Origin of the sequence: Xanthomonas sp. CFBP 8443, from assembly GCF_025666195.1 — a bacterium.
In the GTDB taxonomy this organism is placed as follows: Bacteria; Pseudomonadota; Gammaproteobacteria; order Xanthomonadales; family Xanthomonadaceae; genus Xanthomonas_A.
Window position 1 is genome coordinate 1599330 of sequence record NZ_CP102592.1, and the last position, 17073, is coordinate 1616402.

Below are 17073 nucleotides of genomic sequence, written 5' to 3' on the forward strand. Positions count from 1 at the left end.
GAGCGTTCCGGCAGGCGACGGTCGGTTCAGTGCAGTTCGGCTTCGGCTTCGATCTCGACCGGGATGCCGAACGGAAGCTCGGCCATGCCGACCGCGCTGCGCGCATGTTGGCCCAGTTCCGGCCCCCACAGCGCCAGCAGCAGGTCCGAGCAGCCGTTGATCACGTTCGGCAGGCGCTGGAAGCCGGGCGCGCAGCGGACCATGCCGAACACGCGCACCCAGCGCTTGACGCGGTCCAGGCTGCCCAGGCTGCGTTCCAGGCTGGCCAGCATCGACAGCGCCGTCTGCCGCGCGGCGGCATAGCCCTGCGCCTCGTCCAGGTCGTCGCCGATGCGGCCGCCGGCGGCCATGCTGCCGTCCGGGTGTTGCGGGCCGTGGCCGGAGATCAGCACGCGCGTGCCGATCACGTGCACCGGGGCGAACGGCAGGATCACCCCGTCGGGCACGCGCAGCGGCGGCGGCAACACCAGGCCGAGCGCACGCAGGCGCGCGCTGACGGTGTCGGAGGGGAGGGCGTGCGGGGTCTGCATGGGATGGGGGATCGGGTTCATTGAAGTGTCTTGGGGGCCGGCGCGAACGGGGTCACGCCCAGGGCGCGATAGATCTCGGCGGGCAGGTACAGCTGGCGGTCCTTGACCACCAGCGAGGGTTGGCGGATCGCGGCGATGTCGGTGGTGGGATCGCCGGGCAGCAGCACGAAGTCGGCCTGCTTGCCCGGGTGCACGCTGCCGAGGCGGTCAGTGCGGCCGAAATGCTGCTCGCTCTGCCAGGTGCCGGCGCGCAGCGCCTGCTGCGGGGTCAGCCCGGCGGCGACGTACAGCTCCAGTTCCCGGTGCACGGTGAAGCCGGTGCTGTCGTCGGTGCCGGGCAGCAGCACGGTGCCCTGCCGGTGCAGGCGGCCGATCAGTTGCAGGGTCTTGTCCAGCGCGCGGCGGTACTGCGCGTCGCTCTGCGCGCTGAGGTCGGGCACGAAGGTGCGCTGGCGGTAGCGTTGGTAGGCGATCGGCATGTGCGACAGGTACGGCGCATCGGCCGGCAGCACGCTGCCGGCGCGGCTCAGCATCAGCCGCTCCAGGATCACCTCGGTGGTGTCCAGGGCGATGTCGCGCTGGCGCATCAGCTCCAGCGTGCGGCGCACCTGCGGCGCGTCCAGGTCGAGATCGGCCACGCGCTGCATCGCGGTCAGCCGCAGCGGCGTGCGCGTGTCTTCTTCGGGGGCCAGCACCCAGCCGAGCATCAGCTGGTTGATGTGGGTGATCTCGTCGTAGCCGGCGGCGATCATCGCGTCGGCGTTGGTGAAGGCCGGGATGTGGCCGGTGACGCCCATGCCCAGCGCATGCGCGCGTTCGGCGATCGGCGCCACCCAGGCCGGGTTCATCGAGTTGTACAGCTTGATCTGCCAGTAGCCGTGGTCCTTGTACCAGGCGACGTCCTTCAGCGCCTCGTCGAGCGTGTCGACGACGAAGCCGTTGCGCGCCGAAAACGCGCTGCGGCCTTCGAGGAAGCCGTTGCGGACGATGCGCGGGCCGGCGATCTCGCCGCGGTCGATGCGTGCGACGAGATCGAGCAGGAACGCGTTGTCGTTGCCCATGTCGCGGGTGTTGGTGACGCCCGCGGCCAGGTACCACAGCCCCGAAGACAGGGTGCTGTGCGAATGCATGTCGTGCAGGCCGGGAATCACCGTACCGCCATTGCCGTCGTAGACGCGATCGCCGGGCGCCGGCCGCCATTGTGCGTCCATCGAGACGATGTGCCCGTCGGCGACGTGCAGGTTCAGCGCGTCGCTGCGCAGCCCGTTGACCGGATCGAACACATGCACGTTGCGCAGCCACAGGTCGCGCTCCAGCGGATGCGCGAGCTGGCGCTGCAAGGCCTGCGCATGCGCGAACTGCTGTGCCTTCACCGCGTCGGTGAGCTTCGCCACCTGCGCCTGGTAGCCCTCGCGGATCGCCACGGCGTCGTCGTCGAGGTCGGCCAGCAGGGCGTCGTCGGCGTCGACGGCGAGGTAGTGCGGTTCCAGGTCCAGCCCGGACAGCCGCAGCAGCCGCGCCTGCAGCGGCGGCGCGCCGGCCTGGCCGTCCAGCGCCAGCGTGCCGACCAGTTCCAAGCGCATGCGGCCGCTGGGCAGCACGTCCAGGGCATGGTCGGGTGCGGCCAGCAAGGCCTTGGCGTAGGTCCACATCGCCCACGGGCTGCTGTCGTTGGTGATGTACAGCTTCGGTTGCGGCAGCTGCTTGCGTCCGCTGTCGGCCTGGCTGCTCCATTCGGCGACGCCGTCGCGCCACTGGTAGCGCTCGGCGACCTGGCCGCCCATCAGCGAGGTGCCGGCGACCGACCAGGCCAGCGGCAGCGCGTGCTCGCCGAGCACGATGGTCTCGTGGTGTTTGGGGCCGCGGCCGTTGTTGTCGACGTGGTAGTCGACCTCGTAGGTGTCGCCGTTGGCGGATGCTTTCAGATAACCGACGTTCTCGCCGTTGGCGATCAGCACCAGCGAGTGCGGCGGGGTCGCGGCGGGCGCGGCGTGGCCGGCGAACGCGCAGGCGGCCAGGGCGGTGGCCAGCAGCAGGGTGCGGGTCATTTCAGGAAGTCCTTCAGCAGGGTGTGCAGCTGCGGGCGCAGCGCCTCGTCGGCGAACACGGCATGGCCGCCGGGCAGGATGCGGAAATCGATGCGCGCCGGATCCACTCCGCTGTGGTGCAGCGCATACCAGGGCCCGAGCACGGGCACGGCCAGGTCGTAATAGCCGTTGAGCGCCAGCACCCGGAAGCGGGGATTGGCCTGCGCCAGCCTTGCCAGGTTCGGCGTGGGATTGAAGCGCATCGCGCTGCCGACCGGGCGCGGGCCGGCGCCGTCGTCGGCGGCGAAGCGCCAGGCCATGGCGATGTCGATGTCCAGGCTCACGTAGTCCTGCGGCAACCCAGCGCCGAACAGGCCGTGCAGGTAGTCGGCCATCACCACGGAGTTGATCCGGTTGCTGCGGCCGAGCCCAAGCGCCGGATCGTTGGCGGCCGAGGGCCGGCCGTTGTCGTCCGCGTGTGGTGCCGGTAGCGGCGCGACGATGCGGCTGTCGAGCCGGCCGATCTGCTGGCCATCGGCGGCCAGCACGCCGAGCCGGAAGGTTTCGACATCTGGACGCAGGTCGGCCGCCAGCAGCGCTTGCGGCGGCAGGCCCAGCAGCGCGGCCAGGCGCGCGGCCATGCGATTGCGTGCATCGGCCGGCAGCGCGCTGCCCTGCAGCAGTGCCTGCGCGTAGTCGCCGAGCGCGAACGCACGCGCCTGCGCATAGACCTGTTCGACCGGTTGCCCGGCCAGGTCGCCCTTGCCGTGCGCGGCGGCGGCGACGATCAACGAGGGCAGGTCGAACACCGCGCGCAGGTCGTTGCCGGCGCTGTCGTCGCCGCTGGTGGCATCGAGCAGCGGCGACACCAGCAGCACCCCGGCCGGACGCAGGTCGCCGATGTCGGCGGCGAGCAGGGCGAGCCGGTAGCCGCCGTAGCTTTCGCCAGCGATGTACAGCGGCGCGCGTTCGCGCCGGTGGGTCTTGAGCCAGTGGCGGATCATCGCTGCCACGGCCTTGGCGTCGCCATGGTCGGACCAGTAGCGCGCGCGTGCGGCGGCATCGGCAGGCGCCCGGCTGAAGCCGGTGCCGGGCGGGTCGAGGAACACCAGGTCGGCGGCATCGAGAATGCTATGCGGATTGGCGACCAGGGTCTGCCGCGTGCCGTTGCGCACGCGCAGCAGCGGGCCGAGGCCTTCGACCTGCAGCACCGACGATGCACCGGGCCCGCCATTGAAGGCGAACAGCACCGGCCGCGTGCCGATATCGGTGCGCTCGGCCAGATAGCCGATGGCGCTGATCGAGGCGGCCGGTTCGCCGTCGGCGCCGACCAGGTCGAGCTGGTCGAAGCTGACCCGGTAGCGCAGCCGCTGCTCGCCGATGCGGGCCTGCTTCGGGCTGGACAGCAAGGTCGGGTGGGCGAGCGGCGCCGCGTCGTCGGCGGCCGCGGCGAACGGCAGCGCCGCCGCCAGCAGCAGGGCCAGGCCATGCATCCAGTTCATCGGGACATTCCGCAACGGGGGCAAGGGCCGGCCGCCGCGCGGCGGCCGGCAGCGCACATCAATAGTCCCAGGCCAGGGTCAGGCCGACCGTGCGCGGCTGGATCAGCGTGGCGCCGAGCGTCGAGCTGGCCAGCGAACCGCGGCGGTTGGCGTTGATGTAGCCGACCTCGTCGGTGAGGTTGCGCACGTACAGCGTGGCGCTCCAGGCCTGGCCCTGCACGCCGGCGCTGAGGCCGAGCGTGGTGTAGCTGGGCAGGTGGATGCGCGGGATGCTGGCCGAGGTGGTGAACTCCATGTCGCGCGCGCCCATGTAGGCCACATCGGCCCCGACGAAGCCTTCGAGGTCGTTGCCCAGCGCGACATAGCGCTTGAGCGAGGCCGAAGCGCTGTTGCGCGCCGAGTACGGCAGGCGATTGCCGTCCTTGCCGTAGGCAGAGGAACCCTCGGTGTAGCCGGGGATGTCCTCGGCCAGGGTGGCGTCGGTGTAGGCGTAGCTGGCGGTGAGTTTCCAGTCGGCCGACGGCACCCAGGTGGCGGACAGCTCCAGGCCCTGGCTGGTCGCCTTGCCGGCGTTGGTGGTGTAGCTGCTGCCCAGGGTCGGTTCGACCTGCGAGATCTGCAGGTCGCTCCAGTCGATGTAGAACAGCGCCGCGTCCAGGCTGAGCGAGCGGTCCAGCAGTTGCGTCTTCAGGCCCAGCTCGTAGCTCCACAGGCTGTCGGAGTCGTAGGAGAACGGGATGTTGGCCACCAGCGTGCCGTTGCTGCCGCCGGCGCGGTAGCCGGAGGCCACGCGCAGGTAGGCCATCAGCTCGTCGTTGAAGCGGTAGCGCGGCGAGAACAGGTAGGTGGTGGCGCTGTCCTTGTTGCTGTCGAAGCTCTGGTTCGGATCCTGCAGCAGGCCGCCGGTGTCGCTGTTCTCGCGCAGGCTGTTGCGCGCGTAGCGGGCGCCGAACTGGATGTCGAACTGCGGGGTGAAGTGGTAGGTGCCGTCGGCGTACACCGCCTTCTCGCGGTAGCTGCTGTCGCCCAGCGAGACCAGTAGCGGGAAGTCGCGGTAGATGGTGCCGCTGGTCTTGTCGGCGATGTAGAAGTTCTGCGTGCTCTTGGCTTCCTCGTCGCTGTAGAACGCGCCGGCCTGCCAGTCCAGGGCGCGTTCGCCCTGCGAGACCAGCCGCACTTCCTGGGTGGTGCGGTCGGTGTTGTAGCGGTTGTCGATCAGCGAGCTGGGGTTGTCGCTGTCCAGGCCGAAGAGGCCGGCGAACACCGGCGCGAGCCGGCCGATGCTGGTGTAGCCCACGTCCTGATAGGCGCGGCTGCGGTGCTGGGCGTAGCCGCTGATGCTGTCCAGCGTGGCCCAGCCCAGGTCCCAGCTGACCTTGGTGGTGTAGAAGCGCACCTGGCCCTTGAAGGTATCGCCGCCGCGGATGCGGTCGTGGCTGTACTGGCCGAACAGCGGATGCAGCTCGGGATCGGTGTCGACCACCGAGCTGGAGCCGGTCTCGGTGTCCTGGAACAGCGCCGAGGAGCGCACCGTCACCGTGTCGGTGACGTTCCACAGCGCCGAGACGCGGCCGCCGCGCACCTGGCTGTCGTTCTCGTCGCCGCCGTTGGCGTTGTGGATGAAGTCCGGGTCCTGGCGCTGGAACACGCTGAGCCGCAGCGCGAAGCGCTCGGAGAACGGCAGGTTCACCGAGGTGCGCGCGTTGTAGCCGGAGCCGCCGTGCGCGGCGCTGGAACCGCCGGCCTCGACGTGGCCGAAGGTCGCGCCGGTGTCGGCATCGGCCATCACGTACTTGATCAGCCCGCCCATGCTGCTGGCGCCGTACAGTGTGCCCTGCGGGCCGCGCAGCACTTCGATCTGCTGCAGGTCGGACGGATCCAGGTCGGGAATCGCGCCGGTGCTGAGCGCCGAACCGTACGGCACGTCGTCGATGACGATGCCCGAGGTCGGGCGGCTGCCGAGACCGGAGTCGGTGGCGATGCCGCGCAGCACGATGTTGCTGCTCATCGGCGACTGGATGTAGGACAGGCCGGGCAACTGGGCGAAGTAGTCGGCCAGCTTGTAGTTGCCTTCGCTGCTCATCTTCTCGGTGTTGAGCACCTGCACCGACATCGGCACGTCCTGCAGGCGCTCGCTGCGCTTCTGCGCGGTCACGGTGATGGTGTCCAGCTGCTTGGCGGCGGTGGCGCCGTCGTCCTGCTGGGCGATGGCGATGGACGGCAACAGCAACAGCGCGCTGGCCGGGCAGCACAGCACGCGCGAAATGACCTGGGAAAGACGGTTGCGGGCAACGGATGACATGGGCGGGACTCGCTGGCTGGCGTGGGCGGGGTGGGGTGGGTGGAGCGCGAACGGCGGGTGCTGCGGGAAGTGCGTAACTGTCACCAGGTGCGGCGGACCATCTGGCGGATGTCCTGGGCGAGGTCGGCGGCGCTGCGCTCGACCGTGTACATCATGTGTCCGCCCTCGTAGTAGCGGGTGCGCACCTGGTCCATCGGCAAGCCGGACTGCGCGGCGAGATAGTCCATCGCGCCGATCGTGGTCTGGCTGTCGTAGTAGCCGTTGCCGACCAGCAGCCGGCAGCGCGGGTTGGAGACCAGCAGTTCGCGCAGTTGCCCGACCCACGGGTAGTCGCCGAACGGCGACTTGTTCGCGTCCCAGTCCCAGGCGTTGAAGTCGCCGGAGGTCGGCAGCGCGGTGGAGTAGCGGCCGGCCTGCGCGGGCACCTTCAGCGCCTGCCGGTAATAGCGTTCGGCGACGGCGTTGTAGTCGGGCACGCTGCGCGAGTTGCCCTGCGCATCGAGCAGGTAGCGGCCGTCGCTGGCCGACAGGATCTGCCCGGGGAACAGCTGCCGCGCGTAGGCGACCTTGGAGACCTTCAGGTCGGCCTTCAGCCATGCCTGCGCCGGCAGGCCGGTGAAGCCCTGCAGCGCCTGCGCGACCTCCTCGCGTTGCTGCGCGCTGGCGCGGTTGCCGAGGAACAGCGTGGTCAGATAACGCTCGCGGCCGTAGGTGGAGGCGTCGTCGACGAATTGCGCCAGGCTGCGGCCCTTGCGATCGACCTTGCCGTGGTACCAGCCGAGCGCGGCCAGGGTCGGCAGCGAGACCGCGTAGCTGACGATGTTGTCGCGGCGCTGCGCGTATTCGAGGATGTTGGCGGCCTGGCCGAGCAGGACGATGCCGTCCACCGCGATGCCGGCGGCCTTCAGTTGCGTGGCCGCTTCCGGCGCGCGCAAGGTGCCGTAGCTTTCGCCCAGCAGGTAGACCGGTGCGCCGCGGCGGCCGTGCCGGTCCAGCCACGCCGCCACCAGCTGCGCGAGCTGGCGCGCGTCGGCGCGGGTGGAGAACTGGCTGGCCGGCGCCACGCCGTCGGCGACGCGGCTGTAGCCGGTGCTGGCCGGATCGAAGATGACGATGTCGGCTGCGTCCAGCGGCGAGTAGCGGTTGTCCACCAGCTTGAAGCCGGCGGCGTTGGCGTGCAGGTCGTCGGGCACGGCCAGCCGCTGCGGGCCGAGCAGGCCGAAATGCAGCGGCGTGCTGGCGGCGATCGGGCCGCCATTGAAGGCGAAGATCAGCGGGCGGGCGCTGTCGGCGGACGTGGCAACGTAGGCGGTGGCGACCAGCCGCGCGGCCGGGCGCCCGTCGGCGCCACTGGTGGCGTAGGTCTCCACCGTCGCGGCGTAGTCGATGCGCTGGCCGTTGAACACGCCGCGGTGTTGCGTGGTCACCGGCGTCGGCAGCGTCACCTGGTCCAGCGTGGCCGGATCGACGAAGCCCAGCTCCGCGGCGTGCATGCTGCCGGCGGGCAATGCCGTCGCCAGGGCCAGTGCCAGCAGCGGCTGCAACAATCGGGTCTTCGGCGGCACGGGGCCGGGACGTGCGGTCGTGGAGCGCATGGGCTAGTCCGTGCTGGGAAGAGAGGAAGCGGCGGCGAGGAAGGCCTCGAATGCGCGGCGGCCCTGGGCACGGCTGGCGCGTTCGGAGTACCACATGTGCCCGCCCTGCAGGCACAGGGTGGTCACCCGCGCGGCGTAGCGCGGGCCGGCGGCGCGGGCGGTCTCCACCGAGCTTTCGCAGGGCCAGCCGTCGTAGCGGCCGCGCAGGCTCAGCACGCGCAGCTGCGGGTCCTGGTCCATCGCCTTGCGCAACGGCGCGTTGGCGCCTTCGGGAACCTTCTGCGAGAAATCCCACAGTTGCGCCATCCAGTCGTCCGGCATGCCGGTCTTTGGGTCGGTGTAGCGCGGCGACGGATGGAAGGCGTTGCCGAACGGGCCGCGATACAGCAGGTCGCTCTCGAAGCCGAGCTGCTGGCGCAGATAGCGGTTGAACACGCGCGAGGTGCCGTTCATCAGGCCGGCCATCGGCTTCAGGCTCGGGTCGATCCCTGGCATCCAGGGCGTGTCCTTGGCGCGGCGTGGCGCGGTCATGCGCAGGTCGTAGCGGCCCAGTTCCAGGCCTTGGTCGGCGAGCAGGCGATCGGCGAAATCGGCGGTGGAAATGGTCAGTTGCTTGGCATCGATGTCCTGCTCGCGCAGGCCGCTGAAGCGCGCCAGCCCGGCCAGGATCCGGCGCCGCGATTGCGGCGTCTGCGTCGTGGGGGAGGCCAGGAACGGCAGGTAGTCCTGCTGCATCCACGCCTGCGCCTGGGCCACCGCCGCCGTTGCGTCGAGCGCCTGCAGCGTCGCGTCCAGGCGCCGGTGGTAATGCGCCGCGGCGGTGAACTGCGGCAGGTTCAACGCGTCTTCCGGATACGCCGCTGGCGGCGTGCCCAGGTCGAAGTCATAGGACACCAGCACCACGCCGCGCACCGGCATGCCGCGCCGCTGCAGCGCTTCGGCGACCAGCATCGCGCGGGTCACGCCGTAGCTTTCGCCGGCCAGGTACAGCGGGCGGTCCCAGGCGTCGTGGCGGGTCAGGTAGACCCGGATCGCTTCGGCGATGGTTTCCGCATCGCCATGCGCGGTGTACAGCGTCGGCAGGTCCTTGGCCTCGACCGCGCGGCTGTAGCCGGTGCCCAGCGGATCGACGAACACCAGATCGCTGGCGCCCAGCCAGCTGTCGGCGTTGTCGACCAGCGGCCGCTCGCTCTGCGCCGCGATCCAGTCCGGCAGGCGATCGGCGGTGTCCAGGCGGCGCGGGCCGACACCCAGGTGCAGCTGCGCGGAATTGGAGCCGGGGCCGCCGTTCCACAGGAAGGTGAGCGGCCGCGCGGCGCCGGCACTGGCCGCGGCGCTGTAGCCGACGAAGAACACCGACGCCATCAGCCGCCCGGTCGGATCGTCGTGGATCGGCAGCAGCCCGGCCTCGGCGGCGTAGCGGAGCGTGCCATGGCCCGCGACGGCGACGCTGCCGGCCGAGTGCACCTGCACGTCGGCATGCACCGGCACCGCCGCCGCCGGCACGTCGGCGACGGCGGCCAGCCACAACGCCGCCGCAGCCCCGAACGGGCGCAGCCAGGCAGTGGCGCGACAGCACGATCTGGCGGACGGCATGGACGTCGGCATGGCAGTTCGGTGTTCCCCTGGTGACGCGTGGTTGGGCGCCCGATGCATGGGCGGCGGCGGCCCCCTCGCCGCGGCGCGATGTAGCTTCAACAGTTTGTTGATATAGAAAAATAATTTGTATGTCAAGGCCGCGTCACGATCCTGTGCGCCGGTCTGCGTCGATGCGCCGCTGTCTCGACGCCCGCGGGCGCAGCCGGCAAGATGGCCGGTGCGCATTCGCCAGGCTTTCCTCGGACGGGACGATTCAATGGCAACAGCGAAAAAGGGCGCGGCGCCCGCCGCCAAGCGCAAGCGCGGCCAGGCGGCGCCTGCGCAAGGACTGGGGGCGGGCGTGCAGGTGCGCGACCTGTTCGCGTTGCTCGAGCCGGTGGTGACCCTGCTCGGCGCGGTGATCGGCGAGAACATCGAGGTGGTGCTGCACGACCTGTCCGCGCCCGATGCGTCGGTGCGGGCGATCGCCAACGGCCACGTGTCCGGACGCAACCTCGGCGACCCGATCCTCAGCGGCCCGCGCGAGGACGCCGGCTTCAGTGAGCTCTACCGCGACGTCGAGGGCACCGGCGCGATCAGCTGGTCGATCGTCGACGAGTACCAGACCACCAATGCCGCCGGCCGCCACCTGCGCTCGGCGACCTTGCTGTTCCGCGACGGCGCCGGCCAGCCGGTGGCCGCGCTGTGCCTCAATGCCGACATGACCGTGTTCGAGATGGCCCACGGCTGGCTGGAACAGATGCTGCACCGCAAGCCCAAGCCGCCGCGCAGCGAGGCGCCGGCCGGCGAGGTCGGGCTGGAGGCGATGATGCAGGAGATCATCGACGACGCGGTCAAGCGCTTCATGAAGCCGCCGGCGCTGATGAACAAGGAAGAGAAGATGTACGCGGTGGAGGCGATGATGCATCGCGGCCTGTTCCTGATCCGCAACAGCGTGGAGCAGGTGGCGGCGGCCCTGGGGGTCAGCCGCTTCACCATCTACAACTACATCGAGCAGATCAAGCAGAAGAAGGCGGCGGCGCGGCCGTAGCGCAGGGGGCTTGGTCGGCCTGCCGCCGCGCGCGATGTCGCCGCTCGCCAGGGGCGTGTCGTCCGGCTGTTGCGCAGGCCCGTCGACGGTGGCCGATCGCCGCTCCGTTACATCCCAATGACGTCGAGCCAGGGGCGTGTTCCGCGCGCGGCAGGCCGGCTGCGGCGATCCGTCGCACGCAGGTGCGGCAATGTGTCGCACACAAAAACACGCCCGTGCGCACGCTCGGCCTTGTCAATGGCTTTCGGAGATGCCGCACGGCAGCATAAAATGCGTGGTCGATCGCGCATGCCGGCCAGGATGCCGCAGGAAACGTGGAAAGGCCCGTCTGCGCCGCCCCCCGTTCGCCACTGCGCGGTCCGCATCCCCTACGCAATTGGATCGTTCGATGATTCCGTTGAAACAACTCCGGCGCTCGCTGCGCTCCGGTCTGTTGCTCCTGCCCGCGTTGCTGCTGGCCGGGTGCGACTCGGCCATCCTCAACCCCAAGGGACAGATCGGCCACGACGAAAAGACGTTGCTGATCACCTCGGTGGTGCTGATGCTGCTGGTGGTGATCCCGGTCATCGTGATGACCCTGGCCTTCGCCTGGCGCTATCGCGCGTCCAACACCAAGGCCCGCTACGAGCCGAACTGGTCGCACTCCACCGCGATCGAGGTGGTGGTGTGGTCGATCCCGTGCATGATCATCCTGGTGCTGGCGGTGCTGACCTGGCGCTCCTCGCACGCCCTGGACCCGTACAAGCCGCTGGAGTCGGACGTCAAGCCGATCACCATCGAGGCGGTGGCGCTGGACTGGAAGTGGATGTTCATCTATCCGGAGCAGGGCATCGCCACGGTCAACGAGATCGCGTTCCCGGTGGATACGCCGCTGAACTTCAAGATCACCTCCGATACGGTGATGAACTCGTTCTTCATCCCGCACCTGGGCACGCAGATCTACGCGATGGCCGGCATGGAGACCAAGCTGCACCTGATCGCCAACGAGCCGGGCGACTACTTCGGCCTGTCGGCGAACTACAGCGGCCACGGCTTCTCGAAGATGGCCTTCACCGCGCACGCCACCGACCAGGCCGGCTTCGATGCCTGGGTGGCCAAGGTCAAGGCCGCGCCGAAGGCGCTGGACCAGGCCGAGTTCCAGGTCCTGGCGGCGAACCGCAACGACAAGGCGCAGTACCCGGTGACCTACTACTCGTCGGTGCAGGACGGCATGTTCAAGTCGTTGATCGACAAATACATGATGGGCAAGGGCCACCACATGGAAGGCCACGACGACCATCCGGCATCGGCTGCTGAGCCGGTCGCCATGTGCACTTCTGGAGACAAGTGATGCTAGGCAAACTCACGCTCGAGGCGGTTCCGTACCACGAGCCGATCATCATGGGCGCCCTCGCCGGCGCCGGCCTGCTCGGCCTGCTGGTCGTGGCGGCGATCAGCAAGTACAAGAAGTGGGGCTACCTGTGGCACGAGTGGCTGACCTCGGTCGACCACAAGCGCATCGGCGTCATGTACATCGTGGTGGCGCTGATCATGCTGCTGCGCGGCTTCGCCGACGCGGCGATGATGCGCACCCAGCAGGCGATGGCGCACGGCGGCAACGAAGGCATCTTCCCGCCGCACCACTACGACCAGATCTTCACCGCGCATGGCGTGATCATGATCTTCTTCATGGCCATGCCGTTCATGACCGGCCTGCTGAACCTGATCGTGCCGCTGCAGATCGGCGCGCGCGACGTGGCGTTCCCGTTCCTGAACTCGCTGAGCTTCTGGCTGTTCGTGGCCGGCGCGGCGCTGGTCAACATCTCGCTGGGCGTGGGCGAGTTCGCGCAGACCGGCTGGCTGGCGTATCCGCCCTTGTCGGGGCTCGAATACAGTCCCGGGGTGGGCGTCGACTACTACATCTGGGCCTTGCAGATATCCGGCTTGGGTACCTTGCTGACCGGCATCAACTTCTTCGTGACGATCATGCGCATGCGCACGCCGGGCATGACCCTGATGCGCATGCCGATCTTCACCTGGACCGCGCTGATCACCAACATCCTGATCATCGCCGCGTTCCCGATCCTGACCGTGGCGCTGGCGCTGCTGGGCGCCGACCGCTACCTGGGCACGCACTTCTTCACCAACGACGGTGGCGGCAACGCCATGATGTACGTCAACCTGATCTGGATCTGGGGCCACCCGGAGGTCTACATCCTGATCCTGCCTGCGTTCGGCATCTTCTCCGAGCTGATCGCCACGTACAGCCGCAAGCGCCTGTTCGGCTACACCTCGATGGTCTACGCCACCTCGTGCATCGGCGTGCTGTCCTTCATCGTGTGGCTGCACCACTTCTTCACCATGGGCTCGGGCGCCAACGTCAACGCGTTCTTCGGCATCACCACGATGATCATCTCCATCCCCACCGGGGTGAAGATCTTCAACTGGCTGTTCACCATGTTTCGCGGCCGCGTGCACATGACCTCGCCGGTGCTGTGGACGATCGGCTTCATCATCACCTTCACCATCGGCGGCATGACCGGGGTGATGCTGGCGATCCCGGCGGTGGACTTCGTGCTGCACAACAGCCTGTTCCTGATCGCGCACTTCCACAACGTGATCATCGGCGGCGTGGTGTTCGGCTACCTGGCCGGCCTGACCTACTGGTTCCCGAAGGCGTTCGGCTTCAAGCTCAACGAGACGCTGGGCAAGGCCTCGTTCTGGTGCTGGATCATCGGCTTCTTCGTCGCCTTCATGCCGCTGTACGTGCTCGGCTTCATGGGCATGACCCGGCGCATGAACAGCTACAACCACCCGGAGTGGGCGCCGTGGCTGATGGTGGCCGCGGTGGGTGCGGCGATCATCGGCACCGGCATCTTCCTGAACCTGGTGCAGATCGGCTACAGCATCTGGAAGCGCAAGGACAACCTGGACCTGACCGGCGACCCGTGGGACGGCCGTACGCTGGAGTGGGCCACGTCCTCGCCGCCGCCGTTCTACAACTTCGCCGTGCTGCCGCACATCGACGACCGCGACCAGTTCTGGGAAGACAAGCTCAAGGGCAAGGGCTGGCCGCGTCCGGCCAAGTACGAAGCGATCCACATGCCGCGCAACACCGCGGCCGGGTTCTGGATCGGCGCGTTCAGCGTGGTCCTGGGTTTCGGCCTGATCTGGCACATCTGGTGGATGGCGATCATCGGCCTGGTCGGCATGATCGGCAGCTTCATCGCGCGTTCGTTCGACGACGACGTCGACTACTGGGTCCCGGCGGAGGAAGTGGAACGCATCGAGAACGCGCGTTTCGCCCTGCTGGAGCAGCAACAGGCGGCGCATGCCGCAAAGGCGGTCTGAACCATGTCCACCACGACCATTGAGAACCACGCCGTCCACGCGGACGGCCACGACGACCACGCGCACCACGACAGCGGCGGCAACACCGTGTTCGGGTTCTGGGTCTACCTGATGAGCGACTGCCTCATCTTCGCCGGCCTGTTCGCGACCTACGCGGTGCTGGCCGGCGCGACGGTGGACGGCCCGACCGCCAAGGAACTGTTCGACCTGAAGTTCGTGCTGGTGGAAACCTTCCTGCTGCTGTTCAGCAGCCTGAGCTTCGGCCTGGCGATGATCTCCGCGCACAAGCGCAGCCTGGGCGGCCTGTACGGCTGGCTGGCGGTCACCGCCGCCCTCGGCCTGGGCTTCCTGGGCATGGAAATCTACGAGTTCCACCACCTGATCCACGAAGGTGCCGGTCCCGGCCGCAGCGCGTTCCTGTCCGCGTTCTTCACCCTGGTCGGCACCCACGGCCTGCACGTGGCCTCGGGCCTGCTGTGGATGGCGGTGCTGGTGATCCAGATCGCCAAGAACGGCCTGACCCCGCGCAACGCCACGCGCCTGGCGTGCCTGAGCCTGTTCTGGCACTTCCTGGACGTGATCTGGATCGGCGTGTTCACCATCGTCTACCTGCTGGGAGCGCTGTAATGGCCAACCACCATTCTTCCGACGCACACGCCGAGGCCTCGCACGGCGGCGGCCTGAAGTCGTACCTGATCGGCTTCGTGATGGCGGTGATCCTCACCGTGATCCCGTTCGGCATGGTCATGAGCGGCGCGTTCCCGAAGGGCGTGACCGTCATCGTCATCGCGGTGCTGGCCGCGGTGCAGATGCTGGTGCACCTGATCTACTTCCTGCACATGGACCGCTCCGCCGAGCAGCGCTCCAACGTGCACGTGGGGCTGTTCTCGCTGCTGATCATCGGCATCGTGGTGATCGGCTCGCTGTGGGTCATGCACAACCTCAACGTCAACATGATGCATTGAGGCAGGGCGCGGTCTGCGCGTCCGAGAGAGAGGCCGCCTTCGGGCGGCCTTTTTCGTTTGCGCTCGCGATTGGCGCGGATGCCGCCGAGGTGGCAGATCGTCGTTGCCTGGTTTCTGGTGCCGCTGTGAGCCGTTGGAACGGATCAATGCGATGCCGATGGGCGCAAGGGTGGGGTGGGTATCCCGCGCGCCTGACTTACCTCGCGGGCCAGGATCCGGCCGCGTTTGACAGGCTGGGTCGCTATTCGTAACATTTGAAGTTACATTAATCGCATCCTGCCATGTCGCTCGATCCGCTCCACGTCCGAGGGCTTCATGCCGATGCTCCTGCTTTGCCACGCTGGCGTCGCTTGCGGCATGCGGCCGCTGCCTCCTTCGCCATTCCGCCTGAGCGAGACGGACGCGGCGGCAACACATCGCGCTGCGTTGTTCGGAGCACACCATGATGCAGCACACGCCATCCCCGTTCGCCGACCCCGCTGCCGTCGCTTCCTACGCGGCGGACGCGCTGCGCAGGGTGCCGGGCCTGGCCGACCTGCATCGCATGGCGACGCTGCTGCTGGACGAGCACGCAGCGGGCGCGGCCCATCTCCTCGTGGTCGGCGCCGGCGGCGGGCTGGAGCTGAAGGCGATGGCGGAGGCGCGGCCGCACTGGCGCTTCACCGGCGTCGATCCGGCGCCGCCCATGCTCGAGCTGGCGCGGCAGGCGGTCTTGCCTTTCGCCGGGCGCGTCGATCTGCGCGCAGGGACGATCGACCAGGCGCCGGCCGGCCCGTTCGACGGCGCGACCTGCCTGCTCACCCTGCATTTCCTCGATCGAAGCGAACGGCTGCGCACGCTGCGGGAAATCCGCCGCCGCCTCGTCCCGGGCGCACGCATCGTGCTGGCGCAGCATGCGCCGCCCGGCGACGACCGTGCGCGCTGGATGGCGCGCTCGGCGGCCTTCGGCGATCGCACCGACGCGGGACCCGCCAAGGCGATGGCCACCGCCGCGATGCTGCTCGAACGCTTGCCGCTGCTGGCGCCGGCCGAGGAGGAAGCGCTGCTGCGCGAAGCTGGTTTCGTGGATATCGCCCTGTTCTATGCCGCCTTTTCGTTTCGCGGGTGGGTCGCGAACGTCCCGGCATGAAGAGCGGGTAAGCCCGCACACGGATGAAACTGCCGCCGGCCCTGGCACGAGCAAGCACTCGCGAAGGCTGCCTGCGGGTGGCTTTCCTGTTGCGCACCTGCCCGCATTCGTTCGCGAGCCTGCGGCGCCGAGGCCGGCGTCGATCGCGCAACCTCGATCATGGGCATCGGCTTCAGTTCGCTGGAGCGGGTGCGATGAACCGGGAGAGGATCTCGGCCGTCGCATCCCACAGGTGCCGTCGCGCAGCGTCGCTGTTCGCCGGTCCCCACGGGGCCAGCAGGCGCGCATTCGCCGTCACGTAGGCGCCGGTCTGGCTGCCGAACGCCGGGTCGATGGCAAGCCGCACGATGCCGTCGGCGCCGCGCTGCGGGTTGCCGATGTCCAGCCCCTGCAGCAGCCGGGCGAGGGGACGTGCGAAGCCCAGTTCCCGGCCGAGGCCGGTGACGTTGAAGCCGGGGCACAGGCAGTTGGCCGCAACGCCGGTGCCGGCGAGCCGGCGCGCCAGTTCCAGCGAAAACATGATGTCCAGCAGCTTGCTGCGGCCGTAGATCCGCGACGATCCGCGCGCGCTGAAAGGGGCGACATCGCGCAGGTCGTCTGCGATGGCCAGGCCTCCGCTTTGGCGCGAGGCTTGCGAGCCGACCGTGACGATGCGCGATGGAGCGGAACGGAGCAGCGTCGCCTGCAGGACATGGGTCAGCAGCCACGGGGCGAAGTAGTTGACCGCGATCATTTCCGCGTAGCCGTCCGTGCTGACGCGCTGTCGGAAGGCATGCAGGCCGGCGTTGTTGATCAGCACGTCGATGCGCGGATGCTGCCTGGCGATGGCCCGGCCGGTCGCGGCGACCGCCGAAAGGTCAGAAAAATCCACATAATGCACATCGATCGGCGTAGCCGGAGCGGCGGCGAGGATGATGGCGCGGGTCCTGTCCGCCTTGGTCTGGCTGCGCGCGGTGAGCACCAGGCGTGCGCCGCGGCGCGCCAGCGCCAGGGCCGCCAGCTGGCCGATGCCGTCGGTCGCGCCGGTGATGAGGATGGTGGGAGGAGTGGGCATGGCGCAGGCA

13 protein-coding genes are annotated in these 17073 nt (G+C 68.9%); 6 read left to right on the plus strand and 7 right to left on the minus strand.

The window, feature by feature from the left end; translation table 11 throughout:
- Positions 1–26: 26 nt before the first annotated feature.
- The 6 genes from NUG20_RS06930 to NUG20_RS06955 all read right to left on the minus strand — a co-directional run bounded on the left by NUG20_RS06930 (position 27) and on the right by NUG20_RS06955 (position 9552).
- Positions 27–551 carry a RidA family protein gene (locus tag NUG20_RS06930; RefSeq protein ID WP_263397642.1) on the minus strand — a complete coding sequence of 175 codons (525 nt, stop codon included), beginning with the start codon at positions 549–551 and terminating at the stop codon, positions 27–29.
- Entirely contained in the window at positions 548–2578 is a 2031-nt protein-coding gene (locus NUG20_RS06935; RefSeq protein WP_263397643.1) for an amidohydrolase family protein, read from the minus strand. The genes NUG20_RS06930 and NUG20_RS06935 overlap by 4 nt, the downstream gene beginning before the upstream one ends.
- A complete protein-coding gene (locus NUG20_RS06940; RefSeq protein ID WP_263397644.1) occupies positions 2575–4059 on the minus strand; it encodes a S10 family serine carboxypeptidase-like protein in 1485 nt (494 codons plus the stop codon). The genes NUG20_RS06935 and NUG20_RS06940 overlap by 4 nt, the downstream gene beginning before the upstream one ends.
- Positions 4060–4117: 58 nt before the next feature.
- Positions 4118–6361, minus strand: a complete 2244-nt coding sequence (locus NUG20_RS06945; protein WP_263397645.1) for a TonB-dependent receptor — start codon at positions 6359–6361, stop codon at positions 4118–4120.
- Positions 6362–6441: 80 nt separating this feature from the next.
- The gene (locus tag NUG20_RS06950) at positions 6442–7956 is read right to left on the minus strand and encodes a S10 family peptidase (protein WP_263397646.1); all 1515 of its coding nucleotides are present in this window, start codon (positions 7954–7956) and stop codon (positions 6442–6444) included.
- Positions 7957–7959: 3 nt separating this feature from the next.
- Positions 7960–9552 carry a S10 family serine carboxypeptidase-like protein gene (locus tag NUG20_RS06955; protein WP_263397647.1) on the minus strand — a complete coding sequence of 531 codons (1593 nt, stop codon included), beginning with the start codon at positions 9550–9552 and terminating at the stop codon, positions 7960–7962.
- Positions 9553–9811: 259 nt separating this feature from the next.
- Between NUG20_RS06955 and NUG20_RS06960 the strand changes: the two genes are divergently transcribed.
- The 6 genes from NUG20_RS06960 to NUG20_RS06985 all read left to right on the plus strand — a co-directional run bounded on the left by NUG20_RS06960 (position 9812) and on the right by NUG20_RS06985 (position 16009).
- A complete protein-coding gene (locus NUG20_RS06960) occupies positions 9812–10585 on the plus strand; it encodes a helix-turn-helix transcriptional regulator (RefSeq protein ID WP_263397648.1) in 774 nt (257 codons plus the stop codon).
- Between the two features lie 388 nt (positions 10586–10973).
- Entirely contained in the window at positions 10974–11915 is a 942-nt protein-coding gene (gene cyoA, locus NUG20_RS06965; RefSeq protein ID WP_263397649.1) for a ubiquinol oxidase subunit II, read from the plus strand.
- Positions 11915–13915, plus strand: coding sequence for a cytochrome o ubiquinol oxidase subunit I (gene cyoB, locus NUG20_RS06970; RefSeq protein WP_263397650.1), 2001 nt, complete (start codon positions 11915–11917; stop codon positions 13913–13915). The genes cyoA and cyoB overlap by 1 nt, the downstream gene beginning before the upstream one ends.
- A 3-nt stretch (positions 13916–13918) precedes the next feature.
- Positions 13919–14542 carry a cytochrome o ubiquinol oxidase subunit III gene (gene cyoC / locus NUG20_RS06975; RefSeq protein ID WP_263397651.1) on the plus strand — a complete coding sequence of 208 codons (624 nt, stop codon included), beginning with the start codon at positions 13919–13921 and terminating at the stop codon, positions 14540–14542.
- The gene (cyoD, locus tag NUG20_RS06980; RefSeq protein WP_263397652.1) at positions 14542–14880 is read left to right on the plus strand and encodes a cytochrome o ubiquinol oxidase subunit IV; all 339 of its coding nucleotides are present in this window, start codon (positions 14542–14544) and stop codon (positions 14878–14880) included. The genes cyoC and cyoD overlap by 1 nt, the downstream gene beginning before the upstream one ends.
- Positions 14881–15322: 442 nt before the next feature.
- Positions 15323–16009, plus strand: coding sequence for a class I SAM-dependent methyltransferase (locus NUG20_RS06985; RefSeq protein ID WP_263397653.1), 687 nt, complete (start codon positions 15323–15325; stop codon positions 16007–16009).
- A gap of 172 nt (positions 16010–16181) precedes the next feature.
- On the opposite strand, the gene NUG20_RS06990 is transcribed toward NUG20_RS06985, so the two are convergent.
- Positions 16182–17063 (minus strand): SDR family NAD(P)-dependent oxidoreductase, encoded by an 882-nt coding sequence (locus NUG20_RS06990; RefSeq protein ID WP_263397654.1) that lies wholly within the window; start codon positions 17061–17063, stop codon positions 16182–16184.
- Between the last annotated feature and the right edge of the window lie 10 nt (positions 17064–17073).